Origin of the sequence: Mesorhizobium sp. M7D.F.Ca.US.004.03.1.1, from assembly GCF_003998635.1 — a bacterium.
GTDB lineage: Bacteria > Pseudomonadota > Alphaproteobacteria > Rhizobiales > Rhizobiaceae > Mesorhizobium > Mesorhizobium loti.
Window position 1 is genome coordinate 1 of the sequence record NZ_RZQG01001178.1, and the last position, 1,580, is coordinate 1,580.

General features: G+C 61.8%; 2 protein-coding genes. Both read right to left on the reverse strand.

Features of this window, described 5'->3' with window-relative positions; all coding sequences use genetic code 11:
* Positions 1-291 precede the first annotated feature (291 nt).
* On the reverse strand, positions 292-1,047 hold the full coding sequence (locus EN935_RS35275) for an N-acetylmuramoyl-L-alanine amidase (RefSeq protein ID WP_127264600.1): 756 nt from the start codon (positions 1,045-1,047) through the stop codon (positions 292-294).
* A partial coding sequence (locus EN935_RS35280; protein ID WP_164771654.1) for a DnaJ family molecular chaperone occupies positions 1,044-1,580 on the reverse strand: 537 nt, incomplete at its 5' end. The genes EN935_RS35280 and EN935_RS35275, both read right to left, overlap by 4 nt.

The following is a 1,580-nucleotide window of genomic DNA, read 5'->3' on the forward strand; positions in this document are numbered from 1 at the left end:
GCCCAGACAGAACAGGATCACATGCAGAAATTGACCGTTTTAACGGCAGCAAGAGCTGCCGTTAAAACGGTCAATTTCTGCATGTGATCCTGTTCTGTCTGGGCTGCGCGAAGATGTTCACGCAGCAACGCCTAATCAATATCGGAACAACCCGGGGGCTGGGGGTTCGACATCTGCACGTCAGCCGTTTGACGTTCGAATTGGTGCCAAACAAGGCCAGGCAAGTCACTTTGAGTGACAGCTTGTAATTTAAGGATTGGAAAGGATTGCTTGGGAGAGGCCTCCCGGAGGTCAGGATCTTATGGAAGCAAGCAGCCTTTGCAGCGTCCGCAGCGTGGAGCCGTCGGCAACACCATCCACCCTGCGCGGCCGGAAATGCCGCTGAAAGGCCTCGACGACGATCTCCGTCTGCCGGTCGAAAATGCCCGATATCTCGACGCCATAGCCGTAGAGCGCCAGCATCGACTGCAACGCCTCGACATCGCCGCCGGTGTCACCGGCCGTCAGCGTGGCCCCCTGTCTTACGGGTGCGGCAGCCACGAGATGGCCGACACCGGCATCGAACAGCGTCCGCCACGGAAACTTCTCGCCCGGATCGACCTTGCGCCCCGGCGCCACGTCGGAGTGCGCCAGCACCCGCTCGGCGGCTATCGAATGCCGCCCGGCGATCCCCCTGCACAGCCCGATCACCGCATCGATCTGCCGCCTGGGGAATCCGGGATAGCCCAGCGAATGTCCCGGATTGACGATCTCGATGCCGACCGAACAGGAATTGATGTCGGCGCGTCCGAACCACGAACTCTTGCCGGCGTGCCAGGCGCGGTCGCTTTCCCTGACCATCTGCACGATGTGGCCGTTCTCATGGACGAGATAATGCGACGAGACCTCGCTCGCCGGATCGCACAGCCACGCTTCGGCTCCGGCGCCGGTCGCCATGCCGGTGTAGTGCAGCACGATCATATCAGGCTTGAGTGTGTCGCGCCGCGGACCAAAATTCGGCGATACCCTGACCTCGACACGTGGCTCGTCGGGCAGGAAGCCGCTCATGCGTGGCGCAGGCCCCGCTCGATCATCTCATAGGCGGCATTGATCGCCGCCACCCTGGTCGTCGCGATCTTGATGAATTCCTGCGGCAGGCCGCGCGCGATCAGCCGATCCGGATGATTGTCGGAAACCAGCTTGCGATAGCGCTTCTTGACCTCTTCGAACGGCTTGCCGCGCTCGATGCCCAGCACGACATAGGGATCCCCGGCGCCGAGATTGACGTGCCGCGCCATGATGCTCTCGTAATGGGCCTCGTCGATGCGGAAAATCTCGGCGATGCGGTGCAGGAAGAGCCCTTCGTGCTCATGCACCAACCCGTCGGCCTTGGCGATGTGGAACAGGCCGTCGAGTATGTCTTCCAGCATCACGCAGTTGGAATGCCCGGAACCGCACATCTGCGCCATCCGCTCGGCATAGGTCTCGAAACCGGCCACGTCGCGCTGGGCGAGATCGAACAGCCGCGCCACATTGCGTGTCTCCTTGGGCGGCACGTCGAAGATTTCCTGGAAGGCGCGCACCTCATCCTGGGTGACGAT

Coding starts and splice junctions, on each gene's coding strand:
- EN935_RS35275 (WP_127264600.1), bottom strand. CDS start 1,047: ATGAGCGGCTTCCTGCCCGACGAGCCACGTGTCGAGGTCAGGGTATCG.